Raw genomic sequence first — 21,194 nt, forward strand, 5'->3', positions numbered from 1 at the left:
TTCAAAAGATTCATAAACAGTGCCCCACTGATTAAATGTTCATTTTATGTGGGGCATTTCATTCTCTACTAAAATCTATACAATATGAGGTGAAACGCATGTTTGAAATTTTTATCTCTACCTATCCCACACTCTTAAAAGCTACTATTGTCACATTACAATTAACATTAACCTCCCTAGTACTCGGTTCATTAATTGGATTATTATTTGCTTTCTTTCGGATCTCGAATAACAAAGTTTTAAATAGCATTGCTCATATCTATATTGCTATTATTCGTGGTACACCTTTAATCGTTCAAATCGCAATTCTCTATTTTGGCATTACATCTGTCATTGTTTTCTCCCCTTTTTGGGCAGGAGCAATCGCTTTAGCAATTCATAACGGTGCATATATTACGGAAATTTTCCGAGGATCCATTCAATCCGTCGACCGGGGACAATTGGAAGCCGCTCGCTCCTTAGGTATGCCTTACCCTTTAGCTATGCGCCGGATTATATTACCACAAGCATTTCGTCTGTCTCTTCCTCCTCTAGGAAACCAATTTATTATCGGATTAAAAGACTCTTCACTTGTCGCTTACGTAGGACTGTCCGAGTTATGGGGATCAGGTTTATCAATTGCAGCAGGTAACTTCCAACAATTAGATACTTACATAATCGTTGGTGTATACTATCTCGTACTTGTTCTTCTATTTACTTATTTTGTTAATCTCTTAGAAAAACGACTACAACGAAAAGAAACTAACTCCGTCCAATTCCATAAAAAGAACAAAAAGGAAGTTTCTTTATAAGAAAAAGCAAGCCTGAGATGGCTTGCTTTTTCATTGCAAAAATATATTAATTTTTACTGATTTACTTTTTTAATACTCTTTTCTTCCTCTATATGTTCCTCACGATATGAAATATTATGAGGATCTAGTCCATTTCCTAAAGAACCATAGAAATGCTCTCTATGCGGATCCACTAATTCACTTCCTTGATAATACACACGTGGTGTATTCCATAGCGCTGCCAAAGCTTTTGTCATCGGCATCTCATGATAGCGTTCCGGCCACATTTCTTTAATCTTCTCTTTTACTAACGGATAGTATTTAGAACTCATAGCAGGAAACAGATGATGTTCTGTATGATATGAGAAATTGAAATGTAAAACGTCTACCCAGCGCGGCACTGTTACTGACAAACAGTTTGCTAACGGATCATTTACTGGAACAATTGGATTTAAGCGGTGATTTGTTGCAATATATGCCATTACAATAAAGTTAGCAATTAACAACGGAATGACATATGCAAATAACCATTTTCCAGGTCCCATAATAAACAATAAACTAATCCAAACTGTCCAAGGCAAAAGAAGTTGAAGCCATACAGATTTTTGATTGGATGACTTGAACTCTTTTATAAAATGAAAGAACATTCGAGTCGAATGCAATGTAAATTGAATTGTTAGTGACAGAAAACTAAAGAATGAACGTACATGTAAAGGCATACGATATACCCAACTCAAAAACTTACTCTTCTTAAGTTTCTCAAGTGTCGGCCATGCATCCGGATCATTCTCTTCATGCTGTGTATGAACATGATGCGTTGCATTATGCCACTTTCTCCAAAGCTTTGGCCCTGTTGATAATGGCATAAATGCAATCGCGCCTAAGAAGTCACGAAGCCATGCCTTTCTTACAACAGTTCCATGTAAAATTTCATGCCCTAAAAATCCAAGTGAAGCAAAACATAATCCAAGAACAATCGCAATTCCTAGATTCGCCCACACATTCAATTCAAATACACCAATCGATATTAACCCCGCCAATGCCACAAGCAAATAAGCCAGTCCACCAAATAAACGAGTAGGCACTGGTTTAAATGCTTTTTTCGGCAAATGTGGTGATACACGTGCTGCATACCACCCAAACGTATGAAGCTCCTTCATCCTTTTGCTCCTTTCTTATGCCGCGCCTTGCGCAACTTACATATATCAATTCTTGCTTCCAGATTGATTTTACTAGATGATCCAAAAAGCATCTATTATAAGGAAAATATACTCACTCTATCGTCACTTATTTTTCGCTTTTATTATCAATGAAAAACATTTCTCTTTTTACTCTCTATCAACCTTTCCACATGATGAATCATAACAATAGAATTTCTATATTGTCAACACCTTTTATGACCTAGTAATAAAAGGTGGTTATATTTTTATAATCATACTTTATTTCACTAAAGAAAATGTATAGATTCCATAAGGATTTACCCACTATATATAGACATTTTCTTAAACGCCATAGACTCTATCTCATTCAATAACTCCCTATGTAATCAACAAACAGAATCACTTGAATTTAGTTTTATATAAATCCTACCACTTCATAATGCCCCATCTAATTAATTATATTAAAATAATTTATAACCTCTTTTAATAAAAATAGACTACTTCTAAAACAACACACATGAATTTCATATATTATGGAAATATTAAAAGGAAAATTGTTCTAAAATCAGGAGGTTTCCGCAATGACAAGTGATACATTTCCACAACTGCCGCTATCTTATTGGATTGAATCTACTCAGTTTCCTACTTTCCCTCGTTTATCCGAAAATATAAAGACAAAAGTTGCTATTATCGGTGCTGGTATTACAGGTATTACTACTGCCTATTTACTTGCAAAAGAAGGCATCGATGTTGTTTTAATTGATTCTGGTCGTATTTTAAACGGAACGACTGGGCATACAACAGCGAAAGTAACAGCACAACATGATCTTATTTATGATGAATTAATAAACCATTTCGGTGTAGAAAAGGCCGGGCTTTACTATGAATCAAATAATCAGGCTCTACAATTCATAAATGAAACTGTTCAAACATATAAAATCGACTGTAATTTCTCAAATGAAGATTCATATTTATATACAACTACCGATAACGGATTAAGAAATTTATCGAAAGAATATGAAGCTTATCAAAAATTAAATATACCTTGTGACTATGTTCAATCTCTATCGATTCCTATTCCAGTACAATCTGCGCTTATAATGAAAAATCAAGCACAATTCCATCCCCTTCTTTATTTAAAAACACTTTTAGAAAAGTTTGTGGAGATGGGCGGAAAGCTCTACGAACAAACAACAGCTATGGATGTGGAAAAGGGAGATCATCCACAAATAATTACAAAAGAGGGCCATCATATCACTTGTGAATATGTCGTCTCTTGTTCACATTTTCCTTTTTATGATGCAAATAGCTTTTTCTTTACGCGAATGTACGCAGAACGCTCCTACGCTCTTGCAATAAAAGCAAAAACGGATTATCCAGGTGGCATGTATTTAAGTATTGATGATCCAAAGCGCTCCTTACGCTATATAACAAACAATGGAGAAAAATTAATTTTGATTGGCGGAGAGAGTCATAAAACAGGACAAGGAATAAATACTATGCTTCATTATGAAGCACTCTATTCTTTTGCTGAAGCAACTTTTGGAATAGACGAGGTTCCTTATAGATGGTCAGCACAAGATTTAATCACTCTAGATAAGCTTCCTTATATCGGACATATTAACGAAAGAAATCCAAATATCTTTGTTGCAACTGGATATCGCAAATGGGGCATGACAACTGGAACTGCTGCCGCTCACCTACTGAAGGACTCAATCTTAAAAGTCCACAGTCCCTATAAAGAACTGTATGCACCATCACGCTTCCATGCAAATCCAGATATAAAAACGTTCCTCTCCCAGAACATTGATGTTGCGAAACATTTAATTGAAGGAAAGATTGAAACCGCATTACGTAAGCCAGAAGATCTCGAAGTTGGTGAAGGATCTGTCGTACATGTTAACGGTAAACGAGCAGGTGCTTATAAGGACAAAGAAGGAAAATTACATATCGTCGATACAACTTGTACACATCTCGGCTGTGAAGTTGAATGGAATAATGGTGATTGTACTTGGGATTGTCCTTGCCATGGTTCTCGTTTTTCAATTGAGGGAGACGTTCTTGAAGGCCCAGCAGATCAACCGTTAAAACGCGTTGATAATGAGTAAACAAATAAAGAAGTTCAACAGAATTACGGTTGAACTTCTTTATTTGTTATAAAACCTGTTCAGATAAATTTCGACACAGGAAGGAAAATATTAACATTAAATAAAATAATATATTCATCTACAAATTAAAAGGGGTGAATATTATGCAACCTTCAGCTCCACCTCATCTAGAATCTACAGAAACTATCTTTTCAAGCTCTATTACAAAACTTGTTGTTTTTATTTGTTGGCTAGCCATTTTAGCTGATGGATATGATTTAGGTATTTACGGTGCCGTTCTACCAAAGCTCCTAGAAGACAAAAGCTGGGCGCTATCACCAGCGCACGCTGGTACAATTGCAAGCTATGCTTTATTTGGGATGTTTATTGGGGCTATTCTAGTTGGAACGATTACAGATCTAATTGGGCGTAAATGGACGCTTATATGCTGTTTAGCACTTTTTTCTATCACAATGGGTTTAGCGGCTATCGCTTCTTCTCCTGAATTATTTGGATTATCTCGATTTATAGGAGGAATCGGATTAGGCGGTGTTATCCCAACGGCTTCAGCACTTACTGTTGAATATTCACCCAAAAAAAGGCAATCTTTTATTTATGCTCTTATGTTTACTGGCTATCCTTTAGGTATCGTATTAGGTGCTATTTTGTCTATGTTTATGTTAGAAGATTTCGGATGGAGAATTATGTTTGGTATCGGAATGATTCCACTACTCCTCATTCCTTTCATTATTCGCTATTTACCTGAGTCCATTCAATTTTTATTATCACGTAATCGCCAAGAAGAAGTGAACCAAATTCTTAATCGTTTTCAAATTGAATTTCATGTAAAAAATAAAACTCATCAAGCTCCATCTACTATACGAAAGAAAAATGGATTTTTTACTTTATTCTCAAAAGAATACATAAAAGCAACACTACTTTTTTGGATCACTTATATAATGGGAATGTTTTTAATATACGGTTTAAATACTTGGTTACCACAGATGATGCGCCAGGCGGGATATCCTCTTGGATCTAGTCTGTCTTTTCTACTTATGCTAAATATTACCGCAGCTGTTGGTGCGTTATTCGCTGGAGCAATTGCTGATCGTATAGGCGCAAAAATTGTTATTAGCATCTCTTATCTTATGGCAGCCATATGTATCGGACTATTAACAATTAAGCCATCTGTTACAATCATTTATCTTTTAATTGGCCTTGCTGGTATTGGATCTGTCGGTATTACTCAAATATTAAATGCATATGTAACACAATACTTCCCATCACATATCCGAGCTACCTCCTTAGGCTGGGGACTGGGACTTGGCCGAGTTGGTGCAATTGCTGGCCCTATTCTCATCGGTATTATTATGACAATGCAATATGACTTAGCATGGAATTTTTACTTATTCTCCTTTGCAGGTCTTATCGCAGCTATATCTGTTTTCTTCATTCCTACAAAATAAAAAGAGCACAAACTTACTTGTGCTCTTTTTCATATGCTTCAAACAGCATGTCTCGAAATAGTGTATTTAAAATTTCAATATCGATCCCTGATCCCTTTTCAATTCCTTTTACATATTGCCCATAGTAATGAATTTGTTCTTCTAAAAATTGATTTAGCACCTTAATTTTCAATCCAACATCTAATTCAGTACCTGCTTTTTTCTTTATTAACAACTTTTCAATCTCATCTAATACACTACGTTCTAATGGTAATTCTGTAATCAATCGATCAAATTCTACAGGTGGTAAAGTTGCTTTCTCTTCTAGCCACTTACAAGCTAAAATAGGACGTAATACATAAAAGTACTTTTTCAGCTTTACATTCTCACCTTGCAAAAATTCACGATAATTTTTCGACGCCATATGTAAATAATGATATATCGTTGCTTTTGGATCAAAATTCTTCTCACTCATCTGTTGAAGTAGTTCTGGAAAATTAGAGTTTTTCGAATAAAAAATTGGTGATCGAATCCACTCAAGTAAAGCTGGGTTCGACTTCGCGAATAGTTGCAACGCCTTTTTAATATCCCAACCACTTATATCTAAATCATCACTAATTGGATATTCAATTACATCACGTTTGTCATGAATTGATAAATACCATTCTACCGGATGTATATAAACAAACCTAACATCATAATCGCTATCTTTCGATGGAAACCCCCAAGCACGACTCCCTGATTCCACCGCAAATAAAATTTTCACATCATTCTCTTTTTCAATTCTTTCTAACTCCAACTCGATTTTCTCTCTCATTTCATAACATCTCCATTTTTTGATTATTTCCTTGGAAATTCGACAATACACTATTAATTTTACTACATACTAAAAAAACTGTCAGAAATTACTGACAGCCTAATAAAACTTCTATTGTTGCTTTTCAATTACAGTAGCAGCAATTCGTTCAAACTCTTTTTGAATCTCCTCTTTATATGCATCTACTATTGAAAAATCCATAGCAGCAATATAAATTCGTTCTAATTTATCACGAACCGATTTTGCTTTCGCTAAGAAAGACATTGCCTCATTCATTTTTGCTTTATACTGAATGGAAACATCACGAATTTCCTTCGCATATTTCTCATCAGTCCCTGGCGTAACAATAAGGGCATACATATCAATAATTTCATCACCCTCACGACTTGGAAAATATTCATGCGGTGCGGTGCTATCAAAAATTGCAAAGCCTAATTCTCTTACGATAACCATATCAAGACTATGCGGGTCAAATCCGCAATGATATACTTCAACTTCAAATCCTTTTTCTTCAGCTGCCTTAGCTAACTTTTTGAGCATTGTTGATTTTCCAGAGCCTGGGCGCCCTTTTATAAAATAACGATGTGGTAACCCTTCTGTTAAATTAGGAACAAAGTCAACTGCTCCTTTCGGTGTTGCAGCTCCTAAAAAACGATGTTTGACAAGCGATTGTCTCCCGCTTTTATCTGCAAATAATTTCTGGATTAGCTGATCGGTTAGTTCATTTGCTTTATTAAAATCTATATTATCAATATATATCTTCTCCCACTCATCATGTATAACCAATGCCTCTTTAAAACGTGCGTAAGCAGACTGAAAAGCTTTTCTTGCTTCTGAAACAAATCTTTCAATTTCTAACTTCTGCTTTCTTAGTTTATCTGAGTCCCAAGCAATTCCTAAATTTATATACTCTTCAACAACTCCTGGCATTTTTGGCTCAATAACATGCGGTGATGTCCCATCAACAATTCCTACTTTTAATTGTGGGATAATTACACCATCAACCGATTTATTGTCAGAAGAACAATGTAAAAATTCAATATCATATCCTTTTCCAACCCATTCACGACCTATTGCCTTTATTAAAGAAGATTTTCCCGTTCCTGGACCACCCTTTAAGATAAATAATCTGTCTAATCCTTTTAAATTCTCTTCGTATAAATTGTGAAATCCCCTAGCTGTATTACCACCAGCATAATAATTCAATACATTTCCTGTCACTGCACTCACTCCTTCGCAGCATTCTATTTACATAAGCTACAATATGCGAGCGGCTTTATTTGGGTGAATACCTATTTTGTATTGCACACAAAAAGGAAATGAATTACAATTTAACTATCAGAAAATTAAGACTTTGAAACTGAATACTTCTTTATCAAGAGAGGCAGAGGGACTGGCCCTTTGAAGCCCAGCAACCTCAGTTTATACGAACTGAATAGGTGCTAATTCCTGCAAAATGCATTGCATTTTGGAAGATAAAACTCAACTAGCATGTAAAGCTTATCTTTCTTGATACTGAAGGATGAGCTTTTTATTATTTGAAAAACATATATTGGAGGTATGTAAAATGAAAGTAATTGATTTATCACAAACATTTGAAAATAATATGTCTCAATTTCCTGGAACACCTAAAATACAACTAGAAGCTGTTACAAGTGTTGAAGAATCAGGCTATCAAGTTACAGATTTTCATTCTGTCGTTCATGTTGGCACGCATTGTGATGCTCCTGCGCATTTTATTTCAGGCGCAACGACCATCGATCAATTACCGCTGGATCAATTTGTAGGTGAAGCTGTTCTTATTGATGTAACGCATGTACAAGAACGAAAACTACCTAAAGAAGTACTGCACGATGCTGATATAAAAGAAGGAGATATTGTTATTTTCCATTCCAATCTATCTACTAAATGGAACACGGAGGCGTATGAGAAAGAAGCTTTTTATCTTTCTGAAGAATTAGCCGAGGAACTAGTACAATTAAAAGTAAAATCTGTCGGTTTAGATTTTATTTCTCCTGATGAGGTAACGACAGAAACATCACCAATTCATCACATACTACTTGGGAATAATATTTATTTAATCGAAAACTTAACAAACTTAGATGCCATTCACACGAAACGTTTCTTCTTCTCAGCAGCACCTTTAAAAATTAAAGATAGCGACGGTGCTTTTGCAAGAGCATTTGCTGTAATTTTTTAAACAAACTATACAAAAAAGCAAAGATCATCATTGACCTTTGCTTCTATTTTTTTTATTTAAATTAAGAAAGAATTGCTCAACATGAGGACGTAACCAAGCTAAATAATCCTTCTCTTTCTTCTTTGTACAAGCTATTTCTTCCCCATCTACCATTTCAACAAGTTCTAGTTCTAACAGTTGCTTCGTGAATGCTAACATATTCACTTCTTCGGATGGATACTCTTCTTTTAATTTCTCCTCAATTTCCCCCAATAAAAAACCGTCACGCATCATTGCCAATGCATCAATCCAAAGTGGCGGCATTTCATATTTTTCTCCTGTAATTGTGTCTTTTACAGTATAATTCTTTTGCTCTTTTCGAAATTGAATCGTGTGTAAACATACAGTCGAATTTAATGTTAATTCCATCATACCACCTCTTTCATAATATCTGCATAGAAAAAAGGATGCGCGTGCACCCCTTCTTATCTTTTCATAACACTACTGAACCGTTACATGAGCAATCAATCTCATGTCGATATTTTCCTCCATTATAAACGAAGTATTTTATAAAAAAAACCCTTCTTGAAACATTTTATAAAATGTTTATATTTACACAACAAGAACACTTTTCTGAAAAATCTTTTCTCAAATACATTAAACGGTCGGCAGAAAAATTTCTACTTTCGTTCCTACTCCTAGACTACTTTGGATCGTGATACTCCCTTGATGTTCCTTAATAATTTTATATGTAATCATTAATCCAAGTCCTGTACCATTCTCCTTTGTTGTGTAAAACGCCTTGCCGATTTTTTCTAACTTCTCATTCTCTATACCACATCCTTGGTCTTCAACAGAAATACACAAATGTCCTTGCGTTTTTTGATATGCACGGATATGAATTTCTCCACCCTCTGGCATTGATTCTATTCCATTTTTAATGATATTTAATAACACTTGTTTTAATTGCTTATCATCACCGTTTATAGCCGGTAGATTTCCATCTACTTGTAAATTACATTTAACTCTATATTGCGTTGCATAACTTTCCATTAGATGCACAACATATAGAAGGGTGTCTCGTATATTACACCTTTCATAATTTGTTGGCTTTGGTTTCCCTAACAACATCAATTCACTAACAAATCCATTAACCCTTTCAATTTCTTGTAGCATAATGTCGTAGCTCATCGTATCAGTTGGATTTCTTTCTTTTTGCATTTGCGTAAACCCTTTTAACGCTGTTAGTGGATTTCGAATTTCATGGGCAATTGTTGTAGACATAGTCCCAATCACAGCTAAATTTTCCGTCTCTTTCATATTGTTCATCATTTCAACCACTGTTCTTACATAAGATTGAAATCGTTTTAATAAAGAATGTGAAATAATGAAATAAAATACACATAAAACAAGTGGAATTATCACTTTTAAATCTTGTAATAGCAATGTGAAAAATACGTACTTTCCAATTACACTAAAGGAAACTAAATAAAAGTATTTTCTATTCACGAAAACTGGGGCAAATAAAATTAACAACATTTCTACCATACTACCATGTTCAAAAGGTCTATCCGTTCGCAAATAAATCATTAAATTGTTAACAAGATTGATAAACATGTATCCAAATAAAAATAAATATTTTACAGAATATACATACCCTCTTTTTTGAAGATATATAGAAATAGGAAATAATGCTATTACAAATATAGGCACACCTATCCCAAGACTACCTTCTGGCCACCCTACCGCTGTTCCACTAATATTCATAGCAGGATATACAAAATAATATATAGCGTCATATAAAAAGAATATAATATAAAATAATAATATAAATACCTTTAAGGCTCTTCTTTCTTCATAAATCAAGCTCTTGTATTTGTTCATATAAAAACTCCCCTTGATCGATACAAAAAACTTTCATTGTTATCTCCTTAAAGTATAAGTATGAAATTGCTTTCAGGGCAATATTTAACCTTATAATACTAAAAGGAAGGAGATCTCTCCTTCCTTTTAGTAACAACTTATATCCACCTTACCCTATCATGTAACAATCCATCAGTAAAATTATTATGCCCTATTACAAAATCCTTCATATATAAATTTAAATACTCACCGTACTTACTTTCTGTATTTAATAACAACTCCTCGACGTAATAAGCACCTTGTTCAAATTGATCTAAAAGTAAACTAGACAAGCCCGCATAAATTCCGCACCCTACCTGAAAATACGTTGCATTCGTTTTATATTTACGAAAAACTTGGCTACTATTCATTACATTATACATATATGTCTCACTATTTTCATAAACGAGTAACACACCGACCAAGTCCTCTCCAGCAACCTCTTCTTCCGCTGGATTAAACACTTTACGATTCCAGTTCCATAAATCTTCTACTTGATCTAAGTTCTGTCTAATTATATTTGTTGTATACTCATTAATTCGGTAAAGAAAACCAACTTCCATATTGAAGTTTTTCCCTAAAATTAATACTTCCTCATGTGGCATTAAACAACCATAGAATTCTTTTTCTCCTAACTTCACTTTATACTCTGAAGCATATACATCTTCATAAAAGTAAAGAGGCCGATGATGACTCATATACATCGGATAACTCCAGATTGCTTCATCTAAAAATCGCTCTACTGCCCATGAAGCATAAAGTGTATGTGGCTTTATAAGTGCTGTATCATGCAAAAACGACGTGTCATGTTCTACAATATAACATGCTCTTGGCCTTTCATTTGGTCGTTCCTTCATAAGCTCAACAACCATCCATTGAACAACACCTGGATTCATACCTGAACCTATAATCGCTTTTGTATTTGTAAATTTCTCTTTCTCCTTCTCAAACCTTGTATATCTTTCCGTAAGCTGAAAGCCGATTAAGCTGTCGTCCTGATCTACTGCTTCATTTTCCAAGGCTGAATTAATATAACAAATTCCTAATTCATTACAGCAGCTTAATACTCTAACTGTATCTGCCCCTGAAACATCAATCACAACACTCGTACTTTTTTCTTTTAAATGTTGTTTAAATTCCACTACATTTTGAAGGTTTATCTCATATAAATATAATTGACCTTTCAAATTCGAAAACAACTCATCATAATAAGTCCTATCTTTTTGTTTTATATCCACTAAATGAAATTTGGCATTCTTTAATACTTCATAAATTGGATCTTTTTCATTTGCTATCGCTTGATTTAAAATTGCTAAAACTGCTTTTGCTGCTCCACCAGCACTACCAAGCAATGTAATTGATAACGAATTCGGAAACTGCTCCACGAACAAAACCCCTTTAATAAATTAGTTGAGCAACTCCTCCTCAAAAAATAAATTGAATACATAAAAAGATAGCTCGTACACAATTTTTATAAGTTAGTGCAAAGTTACCTTTTAAAAAATCACACTATACTATGTTTATATTCAATTCATTTTTCCCCTCATCTTCAAATTAAACTAAAACAAATAGGCTCGACCTTTTCTTCTGCATATAAAAGAAAAAGTCAGCCCTTCCAACTAATCTACGGACAATGGACGGATTTTACATGTTGAATATTCACATACATTTTTGCATCACGTGCTTTTGATATTTCAATATGACCTTCATCAATTTTCGCCATTTTTCCAATTTTATTGGACTCCTCACCTAAATCAAACACCATAATTTTCCCAGTCATTTTAATAAGCTGTTCTTCAAATGTTCTAGCTAATGTAATATTTAACGGATTTACGGGGAGTTCATTTTTATTGAGGGCATACGGTACTTGGTTTTCTTTATACGGAATTAACCATTTTAAATGCTTTAAAGATATATATACCGTTTTATAAACCGGACTATAAAAAACAATATAGTCGTTCATCACACTTGTAACATAACCATGTATTGGAGCATTTCCTGCTACATAAACTTCTGTAAAAATCCCTTTAGAAGTACTTAATACTTTTCTCAAAGAAATTGAAGGGGATTCCCTCTTAATTACAGAATCAACATCTGGTTTTAGTATGTCTTCGTCATGTGGTCTTAAAAATTTATAGTATTGTACATGATATAAAGATATATATACATAGTCTTGTCCATTGTAAAGAACAATAATGTCATTTCCTACGTCTATTAATATACCTTTAAACCTTTTTTCACCGATTAATTTAACATATATATTTTCCCCAATACTTTTGTTTAACTCATTCATCTATATCCTCCTTCCTATGAATTTCAGCTTTCCAATCTTCCGTTTCAAAAAAATAATCAGGGCAATGTTCTGTCTTAATAGTAAGTAATTCCTTTTCATACTATCGAAATAAGAAATTGTTCTTCTCTTTCCCTCATAATGCCCCTCTTATTTATTAAACATTATTCATCTTCATTCTTTTTACATTTCACTACTTGACTCACACTCTTAATATGATAATTAATGATATAAATAACTTCATCACCGTTTACTAGCGTAATACATTCTTCATGCACTTCACTTAATAAGCCTTCTACACACTCTGGGCCGCCACGATTAATCTTTACCCACTTATACTTCAAGTCACGTAATACATCGACAAAAGTATCATCATCAGAGCAGAAACATGAAACATAGCCATCGCCACATTTACTTTCTTTCACTTTCTTAACTAGACTTTTCACATGTTTCAATTGGTAATATACTAATTCACCAAGAGGAAGTTGTAATGTAAGGTAATCTCTTCCTAACGATACAAGTACCCCCACTCGACTCTCTGGTCCACGAAGATTTACTTTTACAGTCTCACCGACTAGGCCTTTAATTTGTTCACAGCATAATATACTTTCCAAATTTATATCCTCCTTTCTTATTATCTTCCTCTTCTTGACTGTCTTTGTGCGCGAGCTCGACCTGAATTATTATTTTCACTTTCGCTTTCACTTTCGCTTTCTTCGCTCTCTCTACAAGGTACTGTTACACTCTTAATATGAGATACTGCAACTAATATAACTTCTTCTTTTACAATTAGTGTCACAAATTCACAAGAAACATCTTGTAAAATACCTTCAACTTTCTCTGGGCCACCACGATTAATTTTCACCCAGCAATATTTGAAGCTTTGAAGTAACTTTTCAAAGTCATCTTCACATTCACATTCCAACCATCTGCAATCATCTGCTTTACAATCTTTCGCATTTTTTGTAATACTTTTCAGATGACGAATCTGATAGTAATAGAGCTCTCCTTTTTCATTCTTTAATACAAAGTAATCCGAACATACAGCGACTATTGTCCCTTTTTGAGATTCTGGACCACCCCTGTTTACTCTCACAAAAGATCCAATTAAGTCTTTCAGAAAATCACAATGAAATAAACTCACGAGAAAACCCCTTCCATTAATTTATAAGCTTTTGCACTGATAGTATATGTATCTGTACAGGTTACGTTCTCTATGTTTGTCCTAGCTAGAAAAAAATATGCTTTTAACATGGTAGACTACTACCTATCAAAATTTGAAGAAAGGCTAAGAACTCCTTATGTTTTTGATATCTTCAAACAAAAAATCCCTTATGAATATACATTTCTGCATATCTTCATAAGGGATTTTCCATAGTTTAATCTTCGTCTTTAACATCCATATCTTCTGGAATTGGTTCGTTCAATATTTCTTCCACTAATTGCTTATATTTCTCCATTTGTTCTAAATGTGTATTAAATTGTTCTTTATTTACTAAATATTGCTCTCCATCGAATAGCGCACGAATTTTCTTTTGCTGAATTAACTCTTCAATATACGATTTTGGTAAATTCAAATACTCCGCAGTCTCTTCTACTGTTATATACAATGCGTTCATTCCTTTATTATTTTTTCATCTATACTGTATCTTACTTTATTTTTGTAAACAAATAAAAAAGATTTTGTAAATGCAGTTCAAAAAGCAGGTAGATGCATTCCATATATTGTATAGTATTATATAGTAAGAATTTTTTAAATATAGAATGGTATTACCCATTTACACAAAGGAGAGTTAACATATGGCTACTCGTCACATCATTACAATGTTAGAAAAAACACTACAAGTTGAAACAGAAAACACAATTTCTCATTTGAATGTATCTTTATCTGATCGTTTTCTTTCTCAAAGCACAGCAATACATGAAAACAATTGTTATCATACAATTGGTGAATGGTACAAAAATCACTTCTTATTCCAACAAGATGATTTCCTTTGGGCTAAATATGCCTTCTATGATGCATATTGTGAAGCCATCAAAAAACAAGGTCATCTTACAAAACGTGTTCGCCAAATATTAGAATCATTAGCTCGAATGCATGGAAAACAGTATATTGCTTCTATACTAAATATGCCATTTCCTAATGAACGCGCTAAAGGGACGGCGTAATTTAGCCATGTTCTGCGTAAGCAAAACATAGCTAAATTGTTTTCTAGGATGCTTTACCAATAAAATGTTCATATCATATGAACTGATGAAACCGGTGTCATTATAATGATAGAAAATATAGTAAACAGGAAAACCCCCACGTACATCTCTCATCCATTTGAATAGAGAAATACGTGGGGGTATACTTGTTCCTTATTATTTCATCATCTGCTTAATCAGTTCGCGATTTCTCTTCTTAAATACTTCATTATGAGAAGAAACCATTCCATACTCGCTTGCATCTGGTTGGATAAATTGTTTTGCTTTATTCACAGCATTTCCCGCATCTTGGAATGCACCTGCAATTAAGTGTAGTTTCCCTTCGTGCTTTAAAATATCTCCAGCAGCATATAATCCATCTACTGAAGACTCACTATTTGCATTACCTGCAATATAATAATTATCTATAATTGCAACGTCTAACTCACTATTTTCTAATAATGTAATGTCGCGTTCATATCCATGATTAATAATAACTTCATCAATAGGTAAATGAGAAACCTCACCTGTTTCATGATTTGTTAATTCTATATATTCGATTGCTTCATGATTATCACCAGCAATTAATTTTGTAATCGATGTATTAAAGAAACACTCCGCCGAGCTGTTCATAAGTTGTTTTACTTGTGCTTCATGACCAGATAATTCTTCTTTTCTATACGTTACATACACTTTTTTCGCAATTGGTTCCAATTCATTTGCCCAATCAACAGCAGAATTGCCTCCACCGGAAATAATAACTGTTTTACCTTTGAAACGCTTTAAAGATTTAACTGTATAATTTAAATTCGATACTTCAAATCGCTCAGCACCTTCAATAGATAACTTTTGCGGTTTCAATATACCACTTCCTGTTGCGACGATAACTGTTTTTGAAAAGTGTTCTTCGCCAGTACTTGTTTTTAATGTAAAAGTACCATCTTGATTACGAATAATCGATTCTACTTTTGTATCTAATACAACTTCTGGCTTAAATGTTAACCCTTGCTGTACAAGTTGTTCAATTAACTTATCACCTGTAACTGGCAATAGTCCTCCTACATCCCAAATCATCTTTTCCGGATACACATGTATTTTTCCACCTAAATGTGGTTGAAATTCTATTATTTTCGTTTTCATTTCTCTGAGTCCACTATAAAAAGCTGAATAAAGCCCTGCAGGTCCTCCGCCTATCACGGTTACATCAAACAATTCTTCTCGATTCATTCGTGCTCACTCCTCAGCTATTAATCATTGATTATCATTCTCAATAAAATATAACCTGTTTCCGCAAAATTTACAATCAAAATTACTATTGACAATACACCTATATAAAATTATATTATTTAAAGAATCAATAGTGATAATCATTATCATTTTGTTAATAATTAGCAAATTTGAGATTACATCTTCTTTCATTAATATGGTTATTACTATATTATAAAATCTCATATTCAAGATTTTTAATAAATTATTTTGCATTACCACTACTATTTCAAAAAGATTACAGTTAAACAAATTATTGTATACACATATCATCTATGTTAAAGGAGAAAGACAATGAAAAAGTTATTTATTTCACTAACAGTCCTTTTCGTTCTTGTTATGAGCGCTTGTAGCAATAGCTCTACAGACAAAAAGGACGATGCAAAAGGTAGCAAATCAGAAACAATTACATACCAATCTGAAAATGGTAAAGTAGAAGTTCCTGCAAATCCAAAACGCGTTGTTGTATTATCATCATTCGCTGGTAACGTAATGTCATTAGGAGTAAATCTTGTTGGGGTAGATTCATGGTCTAAGCAAAACCCACGTTTTGATAGCAAACTTAAAGATGTTGCTGAAGTATCAGATGAAAATGTTGAAAAAATCGCTGAACTAAATCCAGATTTAATCATTGGTTTATCAAATATTAAAAATGTTGATAAGTTAAAGAAAATCGCGCCTACTGTAACATACACTTACGGAAAAGTTGATTACTTAACACAGCATTTAGAAATCGGTAAGTTATTAAACAAAGAAAAAGAAGCAAAAACTTGGGTTGATGACTTCAAGAAACGTGCACAAGAAGCTGGTAAAGAAATTAAAGCAAAAATCGGTGAAGATGCTACAGTTTCTGTTGTAGAAAACTTCAACAAGCAGCTTTATGTATACGGCGAGAACTGGGGCCGTGGAACAGAAATTCTGTACCAAGAAATGAAATTAAAAATGCCTGAAAAAGTAAAAGAAAAAGCATTAAAAGAAGGTTACTACGCATTATCTACTGAGGTATTACCTGAGTTTGCTGGTGATTACTTAATCGTAAGTAAAAACAAAGATACTGATAACTCATTCCAAGAGACAGAATCATATAAAAACATCCCAGCAGTAAAAAATAATCGCGTATACGAAGCGAACATGATGGAATTCTATTTCAATGATCCACTTACATTAGACTTCCAACTAGACTTCTTCAAGAAAAGCTTTCTTGGTAAATAATACAAACATGAGGAATTCTTAAATTAAGAATTCCTCTTCCTTTATTCTATGAACAGAAAAGATGTGAAACGAATGACAAAAGATCACGACAATCCACGTTCTATAGCTTTTACATACAAGCTTATTTTAAGCATAATTGCATTCTTTCTTATTTTTATGGTGGCAATGGTATTAGGGGCTGCAGATACTTCAATAAAAGATGTATGGTTAGCACTCACTTCTTCCGCTAAAGGGGACAAACTATCTATTATTCGCGAAATTCGTTTACCACGTGAAGTAGCTGCTATTTTTGTAGGAGCTGGACTTGCTGTTTCTGGAGCAATTATGCAAGGATTAACACGAAATCCACTTGCGGATCCTGGATTATTAGGGCTATCTGGTGGAGCAAATGCTGCGCTTGCATTAACGCTGGCCTTCAACCCTTCCATCAGCTATCTTTACTTAACATTAGCTTGCTTTATCGGTGCTGCAATTGGCGCAATTATGGTATTTGGAATTGGTATGGTGAAAAAAGGCGGCCTTTCTCCTCTTCGAATTGTATTAGCGGGCGCTGCAGTTTCAGCATTTCTACTCGCAATTTCAGAAGGAATCGGCATTTACTTTAAAATTTCACAAGAGGTATCACTTTGGACTGCTGGTGGCGTAATTGGAACAACTTGGAACCAATTAAAAATTATTATTCCAGTCATTTCAATTAGTATCTTTATCGCTATCTTACTAGCAAAAAAATTGACAGTTCTTAGTTTCAGTGAGGAAGTGGCTATTGGACTAGGTCAAAAAATTATTGTTATTAAAACTATTTTATTTATCATTATTATCTTACTTGCAGGTGCATCTGTAGCGCTTGTTGGAAATATGGCATTTATCGGCTTAATGGTACCTCACATGGTACGCCCAATTGTCGGTCCAGATTACCGATTTGTTATACCGATGTCAGCAATTGCTGGGGCCTCCTTTATGCTACTTGCAGATACAATCGGACGTACTATTAACGCTCCGTACGAAACACCAGTTGCCGCTATTGTCGCAATTGTAGGATTACCATTCTTCCTATTCATTGTACGTAAAGGAGGAAAAACATTCTCATGATGCAATCTATGCTAAGAAAACAACGTCTTATTATACTCGCTTTACTTATAGTAATCATCACAACCATTGTAGTTGGAATGGGACTTGGTTCAGCATCTTTATCTTATGATCGACTACTCCCAACATTAATGGGACAAGGGACGTTTAAAGAGGAGTTCGTTTTATACTCTTTAAGGCTACCTAGAATTGTCATTACATTATTAGCTGGTATGGCTCTCGCTTTATCAGGAGCTATTCTGCAAGGAATTACCCGAAATGATTTAGCTGAACCTGGTATTCTTGGAATCAACTCTGGGGCCGGTGTTGCTGTCGCTATTTTCTTTTTATACTTTCCAATAGATGTAGGTTCATTTCTTTACTTACTACCTGTCGTTGGATTTATCGGAGCATTTCTGACAGCTGTTCTAATTTACGTATTTTCATATAGTAAATCAACTGGACTTCAACCAATCCGATTAACATTAACCGGTATCGGTTTTGCATTTGCACTATCTGGAACGATGATTGTCCTTATTTCATCCGCGGATCGTATGAAAGTAGACTTTATTTCAAAATGGATTGCCGGAAATATTTGGGGAGATGATTGGATATTCGTTTTAGCAATGCTCCCATGGCTAATCGTATTAATTCCGTTTGTTTTCTATAAAGCAAATCGATTAAACATTTTAGCATTAAACGAGCCAGTTGCAATCGGTGTTGGAATTGAAATTGAAAAAGAACGCAGATACTTATTAGTTGCAGCCGTTGCACTTGCTGCTGCAGCAGTTTCCGTAACAGGAGGAATTAGCTTTATCGGACTAATGGCTCCTCATATCGCAAAATCTTTAGTAGGTCCGAGACATCAAATATTCATGCCTATCGCCGTTTTAATCGGTGGATGGCTATTGCTATTAGCAGACACAATCGGAAGAAACATCGTTGAACCTAATGGCATCCCAGCAGGTATTGTCGTTGCTTTAATTGGTGCTCCTTACTTTATGTATTTGTTGCTTAAAAAAGCTTAAAAGACACCCTCAAGATCTTTTCTTGAGGGTGTCTTTGTTTCATTCTACTGCTGCCCATATCCTTCAAACTTCTTCGCTAAATTCTCCATCTCATCTTCTGGCAATAACTTCGGTTCTCCGACGCTTTTCGTTTGATAATAAATTTGTGCACAAAACTCAATTTCTTCCGCAACGGTAAATGCCATTTTTATATTATTTGCACCTGCAATTAAACCGTGGTTCGCAAGTAAAACAGCACGGCGATCAATCATGCCTTCAAAAGCAGCCTCTGCTAATTGCTTCGTACCAAATGTTTCATACGGTGCACAGCGCACATTCGGTCCTGCGAAAGCAATTAAATATGACACAGCCGGAAGCTCCCATCCTAATGATGCAATCGTCTTCGCGTAAGGAGAGTGTGTATGCACAAGCGCATTTATATCTTCACGCTTCCTATAGTAAATAAGGTGCATATCTAATTCACTTGATGGTTTTCTCTCTCCTTCTACTACTTCACCATCTAAGTTTAATATAACTACATCTTCAGGCTTTGTTTCATAATACTCTAAACCACTTGGGCTAATCGCAACAAGACCTTGTTCACGATTAAAGATACTAATATTACCGCCCGTTCCCTTTGTTAAACCACTAGAAATCATTTTCTTTCCATACGCTACAATTTCTTCTCTTTCTTTTTGTAATAACATATACATCCCCCTAAGTATGAAGCTTATGATGACTGACTTTTATATTTATCTATTTATTGAAATAGCTTTTTTAAATTCTCCGTAAACGGTGCCTTTACAATCCCTTTTTCTGTAATAATCGCTGTTACATTTTCATGTGGAGTAACATCAAATGCTGGATTATATACTTTACTTTCTTTCGGAGCAGAATATTGTCCGAAGCGATTAATCACTTCAGAAGCATCTCTTTCCTCGATGGGAATTTCTTTTCCTGTCGGTGTTTTCAAGTCGATTGTCGGCGTTGGCGCTGCTACATAAAACGGAATGTTGTAGTATTTCGCTAAAATAGATACGCCTAATGTTCCAATTTTATTTGCTATATCACCGTTCGCTGCCACACGGTCGCATCCAACAATTACAGCGTCAATCTTCCCTTGTGACATGACCATAGCTGCCATATTATCCGTAATGACAGTAACATCAATTCCCGCTCGCTGTAGTTCTAATGCCGTTAACGTTGACCCTTGTAATCTTGGACGTGTTTCATCCGAAAAGATTTTTAAGTCCCATCCTTTTTCTTTTGCTAAGTACATTGGAGCCGTCGCAGTACCATACTTAGTCGTCGCTAACGCACCAGCATTACAATGTGTTAATACTCCCATTCCATCATGGAATAATGTTAATGCATGTTCTCCAATTTGACGGTTAATTTCTTCATCTTCTCTATGAATTTCTTTTGCCTCTTCTAGTAATCTATCTTTCAACTGTGAGATTGATAAATGAATATTATCTGCCGCTACACTTTCCATTCTTTCAAGTGCCCAAAATAAATTTACTGCAGTCGGTCTTGATGTCGCCAAGTATGTACATACCTTTCTTACTTCATCCATAAATCCTTCTTCCGTACTTTCAGCAAATTCCTTTACCCCTAAATACACTCCATAAGCTGCTGAAACACCAATCGCTGGTGCACCTCGTACTTTCATTACTTGAATGGCATCCCACACACTTTCAGCTGTTTTAAATGATTCATAGACAATTTCATTCGGTAATAACGTTTGATCTAACAAAACTAAAGTATCATCTTTCCACTGAATTGGTATTAATTGCTCTTCCATCAT

21 protein-coding genes and 1 riboswitch are annotated in these 21,194 nt (G+C 34.6%); of the genes, 8 read left to right on the forward strand and 13 right to left on the reverse strand.

Annotated features, from left to right (window positions below; all coding sequences use genetic code 11):
- Positions 1-35 precede the first annotated feature (35 nt).
- The gene (locus HMPREF2590_RS27905; protein ID WP_002004337.1) at positions 36-791 is read left to right on the forward strand and encodes an amino acid ABC transporter permease; all 756 of its coding nucleotides are present in this window, start codon (positions 36-38) and stop codon (positions 789-791) included.
- Positions 792-844: 53 nt separating this feature from the next.
- Here the strand turns inward: HMPREF2590_RS27905 and desB are convergent, their stop codons facing one another.
- Positions 845-1,930, reverse strand: a complete 1,086-nt coding sequence (desB, locus tag HMPREF2590_RS27910) for a Delta(10) desaturase DesB (protein ID WP_000661226.1) — start codon at positions 1,928-1,930, stop codon at positions 845-847.
- 581 nt (positions 1,931-2,511) lie between these two features.
- Between desB and HMPREF2590_RS27915 the strand changes: the two genes are divergently transcribed.
- Together HMPREF2590_RS27915 and HMPREF2590_RS27920 are read left to right on the forward strand one after the other, a co-directional pair.
- Entirely contained in the window at positions 2,512-4,038 is a 1,527-nt protein-coding gene (locus HMPREF2590_RS27915) for an FAD-dependent oxidoreductase (protein WP_000199977.1), read from the forward strand.
- A gap of 143 nt (positions 4,039-4,181) precedes the next feature.
- Positions 4,182-5,483 carry an MFS transporter gene (locus tag HMPREF2590_RS27920; protein ID WP_001183092.1) on the forward strand — a complete coding sequence of 434 codons (1,302 nt, stop codon included), beginning with the start codon at positions 4,182-4,184 and terminating at the stop codon, positions 5,481-5,483.
- 13 nt (positions 5,484-5,496) lie between these two features.
- On the opposite strand, the gene HMPREF2590_RS27925 is transcribed toward HMPREF2590_RS27920, so the two are convergent.
- Together HMPREF2590_RS27925 and HMPREF2590_RS27930 are read right to left on the reverse strand one after the other, a co-directional pair.
- The gene (locus tag HMPREF2590_RS27925) at positions 5,497-6,279 is read right to left on the reverse strand and encodes a nucleotidyltransferase domain-containing protein (protein ID WP_001208232.1); all 783 of its coding nucleotides are present in this window, start codon (positions 6,277-6,279) and stop codon (positions 5,497-5,499) included.
- 111 nt (positions 6,280-6,390) lie between these two features.
- Positions 6,391-7,500, reverse strand: a complete 1,110-nt coding sequence (locus tag HMPREF2590_RS27930) for a PRK06851 family protein (protein ID WP_004413415.1) — start codon at positions 7,498-7,500, stop codon at positions 6,391-6,393.
- A gap of 148 nt (positions 7,501-7,648) precedes the next feature.
- Positions 7,649-7,761, forward strand: a riboswitch (SAM riboswitch).
- An 85-nt stretch (positions 7,762-7,846) separates the two neighbouring features.
- Between HMPREF2590_RS27930 and HMPREF2590_RS27935 the strand changes: the two genes are divergently transcribed.
- The gene (locus HMPREF2590_RS27935; RefSeq protein WP_000862983.1) at positions 7,847-8,479 is read left to right on the forward strand and encodes a cyclase family protein; all 633 of its coding nucleotides are present in this window, start codon (positions 7,847-7,849) and stop codon (positions 8,477-8,479) included.
- Between the two features lie 27 nt (positions 8,480-8,506).
- On the opposite strand, the gene HMPREF2590_RS27940 is transcribed toward HMPREF2590_RS27935, so the two are convergent.
- The 7 genes from HMPREF2590_RS27940 to HMPREF2590_RS27970 form a co-directional block, all read right to left on the reverse strand.
- Entirely contained in the window at positions 8,507-8,887 is a 381-nt protein-coding gene (locus HMPREF2590_RS27940) for a hypothetical protein (RefSeq protein WP_000424119.1), read from the reverse strand.
- A 228-nt stretch (positions 8,888-9,115) separates the two neighbouring features.
- Positions 9,116-10,342: an ATP-binding protein gene (locus HMPREF2590_RS27945; protein ID WP_001046106.1), complete on the reverse strand. Its 1,227-nt coding sequence runs from the start codon at positions 10,340-10,342 to the stop codon at positions 9,116-9,118.
- 137 nt (positions 10,343-10,479) lie between these two features.
- Positions 10,480-11,745: a hypothetical protein gene (locus HMPREF2590_RS27950; RefSeq protein ID WP_000434722.1), complete on the reverse strand. Its 1,266-nt coding sequence runs from the start codon at positions 11,743-11,745 to the stop codon at positions 10,480-10,482.
- Positions 11,746-11,984: 239 nt separating this feature from the next.
- The gene (locus tag HMPREF2590_RS27955; RefSeq protein WP_001004268.1) at positions 11,985-12,653 is read right to left on the reverse strand and encodes an LSm family protein; all 669 of its coding nucleotides are present in this window, start codon (positions 12,651-12,653) and stop codon (positions 11,985-11,987) included.
- 161 nt (positions 12,654-12,814) lie between these two features.
- A complete protein-coding gene (locus HMPREF2590_RS27960; protein ID WP_000443836.1) occupies positions 12,815-13,264 on the reverse strand; it encodes a hypothetical protein in 450 nt (149 codons plus the stop codon).
- A 20-nt stretch (positions 13,265-13,284) separates the two neighbouring features.
- Positions 13,285-13,794 carry a hypothetical protein gene (locus HMPREF2590_RS27965; RefSeq protein WP_000051531.1) on the reverse strand — a complete coding sequence of 170 codons (510 nt, stop codon included), beginning with the start codon at positions 13,792-13,794 and terminating at the stop codon, positions 13,285-13,287.
- A 235-nt stretch (positions 13,795-14,029) separates the two neighbouring features.
- On the reverse strand, positions 14,030-14,269 hold the full coding sequence (locus HMPREF2590_RS27970; protein WP_001998970.1) for a helix-turn-helix domain-containing protein: 240 nt from the start codon (positions 14,267-14,269) through the stop codon (positions 14,030-14,032).
- Positions 14,270-14,450: 181 nt separating this feature from the next.
- On the opposite strand from HMPREF2590_RS27970, the gene HMPREF2590_RS27975 reads away from it, so the two are divergent.
- Positions 14,451-14,819: a hypothetical protein gene (locus HMPREF2590_RS27975; RefSeq protein WP_000235475.1), complete on the forward strand. Its 369-nt coding sequence runs from the start codon at positions 14,451-14,453 to the stop codon at positions 14,817-14,819.
- Positions 14,820-15,014: 195 nt separating this feature from the next.
- Here the strand turns inward: HMPREF2590_RS27975 and HMPREF2590_RS27985 are convergent, their stop codons facing one another.
- Positions 15,015-16,064 carry an NAD(P)/FAD-dependent oxidoreductase gene (locus HMPREF2590_RS27985; protein ID WP_003311750.1) on the reverse strand — a complete coding sequence of 350 codons (1,050 nt, stop codon included), beginning with the start codon at positions 16,062-16,064 and terminating at the stop codon, positions 15,015-15,017.
- A 333-nt stretch (positions 16,065-16,397) separates the two neighbouring features.
- Between HMPREF2590_RS27985 and HMPREF2590_RS27995 the strand changes: the two genes are divergently transcribed.
- The 3 genes from HMPREF2590_RS27995 to HMPREF2590_RS28005 are packed head-to-tail and all read left to right on the forward strand — an operon-like array spanning position 16,398 to position 19,408.
- Positions 16,398-17,315 carry an iron-hydroxamate ABC transporter substrate-binding protein gene (locus HMPREF2590_RS27995; RefSeq protein WP_000732594.1) on the forward strand — a complete coding sequence of 306 codons (918 nt, stop codon included), beginning with the start codon at positions 16,398-16,400 and terminating at the stop codon, positions 17,313-17,315.
- Positions 17,316-17,363: 48 nt separating this feature from the next.
- A complete protein-coding gene (locus tag HMPREF2590_RS28000) occupies positions 17,364-18,404 on the forward strand; it encodes a FecCD family ABC transporter permease (RefSeq protein WP_002023144.1) in 1,041 nt (346 codons plus the stop codon).
- Positions 18,401-19,408: a FecCD family ABC transporter permease gene (locus HMPREF2590_RS28005; protein ID WP_003311746.1), complete on the forward strand. Its 1,008-nt coding sequence runs from the start codon at positions 18,401-18,403 to the stop codon at positions 19,406-19,408. The genes HMPREF2590_RS28000 and HMPREF2590_RS28005 overlap by 4 nt, the downstream gene beginning before the upstream one ends.
- A 44-nt stretch (positions 19,409-19,452) precedes the next feature.
- On the opposite strand, the gene HMPREF2590_RS28010 is transcribed toward HMPREF2590_RS28005, so the two are convergent.
- A complete protein-coding gene (locus HMPREF2590_RS28010) occupies positions 19,453-20,094 on the reverse strand; it encodes an L-fuculose-phosphate aldolase (protein ID WP_000926558.1) in 642 nt (213 codons plus the stop codon).
- 53 nt (positions 20,095-20,147) lie between these two features.
- Entirely contained in the window at positions 20,148-21,194 is a 1,047-nt protein-coding gene (gene mtnA, locus HMPREF2590_RS28015) for an S-methyl-5-thioribose-1-phosphate isomerase (protein WP_065845590.1), read from the reverse strand.

Origin of the sequence: Bacillus sp. HMSC036E02 (assembly GCF_001836235.1) — a bacterium.
GTDB lineage: Bacteria > Bacillota > Bacilli > Bacillales > Bacillaceae_G > Bacillus_A > Bacillus_A cereus.

What these genes read in the sequence shown, in the direction of transcription:
- HMPREF2590_RS27995 (WP_000732594.1), top strand. Translation starts at nt 16,398, where the DNA reads ATGAAAAAGTTATTTATTTCACTAACAGTCCTTTTCGTTCTTGTTATG.
- HMPREF2590_RS27925 (WP_001208232.1), bottom strand. Translation starts at nt 6,279, where the DNA reads ATGAGAGAGAAAATCGAGTTGGAGTTAGAAAGAATTGAAAAAGAGAAT.
- HMPREF2590_RS28005 (WP_003311746.1), top strand. Translation starts at nt 18,401, where the DNA reads ATGATGCAATCTATGCTAAGAAAACAACGTCTTATTATACTCGCTTTA.
- HMPREF2590_RS27945 (WP_001046106.1), bottom strand. Translation starts at nt 10,342, where the DNA reads ATGAACAAATACAAGAGCTTGATTTATGAAGAAAGAAGAGCCTTAAAG.
- HMPREF2590_RS27905 (WP_002004337.1), top strand. Translation starts at nt 36, where the DNA reads ATGTTCATTTTATGTGGGGCATTTCATTCTCTACTAAAATCTATACAA.
- HMPREF2590_RS27970 (WP_001998970.1), bottom strand. Translation starts at nt 14,269, where the DNA reads ATGAACGCATTGTATATAACAGTAGAAGAGACTGCGGAGTATTTGAAT.
- HMPREF2590_RS28000 (WP_002023144.1), top strand. Translation starts at nt 17,364, where the DNA reads ATGAACAGAAAAGATGTGAAACGAATGACAAAAGATCACGACAATCCA.
- mtnA (WP_065845590.1), bottom strand. Translation starts at nt 21,194, where the DNA reads ATGATGGAAGAGCAATTAATACCAATTCAGTGGAAAGATGATACTTTA.
- HMPREF2590_RS27935 (WP_000862983.1), top strand. Translation starts at nt 7,847, where the DNA reads ATGAAAGTAATTGATTTATCACAAACATTTGAAAATAATATGTCTCAA.
- HMPREF2590_RS27915 (WP_000199977.1), top strand. Translation starts at nt 2,512, where the DNA reads ATGACAAGTGATACATTTCCACAACTGCCGCTATCTTATTGGATTGAA.
- HMPREF2590_RS28010 (WP_000926558.1), bottom strand. Translation starts at nt 20,094, where the DNA reads ATGTTATTACAAAAAGAAAGAGAAGAAATTGTAGCGTATGGAAAGAAA.
- HMPREF2590_RS27940 (WP_000424119.1), bottom strand. Translation starts at nt 8,887, where the DNA reads ATGGAATTAACATTAAATTCGACTGTATGTTTACACACGATTCAATTT.
- HMPREF2590_RS27955 (WP_001004268.1), bottom strand. Translation starts at nt 12,653, where the DNA reads ATGAATGAGTTAAACAAAAGTATTGGGGAAAATATATATGTTAAATTA.
- HMPREF2590_RS27985 (WP_003311750.1), bottom strand. Translation starts at nt 16,064, where the DNA reads ATGAATCGAGAAGAATTGTTTGATGTAACCGTGATAGGCGGAGGACCT.
- HMPREF2590_RS27920 (WP_001183092.1), top strand. Translation starts at nt 4,182, where the DNA reads ATGCAACCTTCAGCTCCACCTCATCTAGAATCTACAGAAACTATCTTT.
- desB (WP_000661226.1), bottom strand. Translation starts at nt 1,930, where the DNA reads ATGAAGGAGCTTCATACGTTTGGGTGGTATGCAGCACGTGTATCACCA.
- HMPREF2590_RS27975 (WP_000235475.1), top strand. Translation starts at nt 14,451, where the DNA reads ATGGCTACTCGTCACATCATTACAATGTTAGAAAAAACACTACAAGTT.